We start from the raw sequence: 1,305 nt of genomic DNA on the forward strand, positions 1-1,305 counted from the left end.
AGGTACGCCTTAAAGATTATGCAGAAAAAGAAAGTAAAATCAGTTCAGACAAACTCTCCTTTCGCTGTGGTCATAATCGATGTAATTAACTTTAAAGATTTAAATCACCGATTAGGTCACGAAACAGGAGATCATTGGTTAAAAGGGCTGTCTATGCTTTTATTGGACCACACCAGAAACTCCGATGTTGTGGCACGATGGGGCAGCGATGAATTTATCATTATCGCTTCAGGGTTTACCCAAAAAGATACAGAAGTTTTCATAGACAATTTGGAATCCGACATTCTAGAACAAATTGATAAGGCCAAAATCCCTTTGGGCATTGGGATTGCTATTGGTAACGCCCACTATCCGGAAGAAGGCAACTCATTAGACGAGATTCTTCATGTTGCTGAACAGAGAATGTTTAACGTAAAAATCAGGACAAAAATTCCCACTGCACGCCAGTCWTCWAATGGAATGTGAGTATAATAGAAATTTACCTTTCAACTAGCTGTTACATTTAAGATTAATAATTTCTAATATTTACGGCTGGTGAAGTAGTGATTTGTAAGGACTTAACTAAAATGTGTCCATGAAACTATACTAACTCCACATCAGCAAATTATAAGGTGGTATGGTAATGGAAATATCATTAAATGATTTTTTAGTTGGAGACGGTTTTTCATATATTTTTAAATCTGGGAAGAGAGGGATGATTAATTTTTATTTTTTTATTGATTCAGTTGAAGAGGATTTAACTACGAGTTATAGCCAAAGCTTAAAAGAATTTTTAAAAAAATTAAATAAGTATCCGATTTATTTGCATGGAATTAGTGGTTCGAAGGAAATTAATATATCGAAAGGAGCAAAAACATCGAAAGTTGCGCCTAGAAATTATCATCATTTAGTAGAAATAAATAATATTGAAGAGCTAGTCAATTATTTTCCTAAAGCCTATTTGGACGCTTTTAACAATGATAGTATTTTGTTTTCTACTGAGAAAACAATAGAAATGGATTTTACGAGTGACATTGGTTTAGCGAGATTTATTTTGGATTATACAAAAACGACATCAAAAGATAGATATTATCTTTGGGTAGGCCATGACGGAATAGGTTTTGACTTCGTTTCGAATTTTTCTGATTATCCGTACAATAAAGTTCCGATTACAAGTGATGAGGATTAAACGAAAACGTATCATTTTATCATGTTTATCAAAGATTTTGACTTAATATTAAAAGATTATTATGAAAATTATAAAATAATTATAGAACTTGTTATAGAATCAATCGAAGCATGGAGAAAAGGACGTAACTACGATTC

At 32.4% G+C, this 1,305-nt stretch carries 2 protein-coding genes; both read left to right on the top strand.

From position 1 onward, the window contains the following. Nucleotides 1-465: GGDEF domain-containing protein (locus tag AC1DUW_RS29315; RefSeq protein ID WP_477644244.1), on the top strand; the 465-nt coding region annotated here is incomplete at its 5' end. A gap of 157 nt (nucleotides 466-622) precedes the next feature. Beyond that, nucleotides 623-1,168 carry a hypothetical protein gene (locus tag AC1DUW_RS29320; protein ID WP_098371971.1) on the top strand — a complete coding sequence of 182 codons (546 nt, stop codon included), beginning with the start codon at nucleotides 623-625 and terminating at the stop codon, nucleotides 1,166-1,168. The last annotated feature ends 137 nt before the right edge of the window (nucleotides 1,169-1,305 follow it).

It is taken from the genome of Peribacillus sp. P4_C12, assembly GCF_056402095.1.

Coding starts and splice junctions, on each gene's coding strand:
- AC1DUW_RS29320 (WP_098371971.1), top strand. CDS start 623: ATGGAAATATCATTAAATGATTTTTTAGTTGGAGACGGTTTTTCATAT.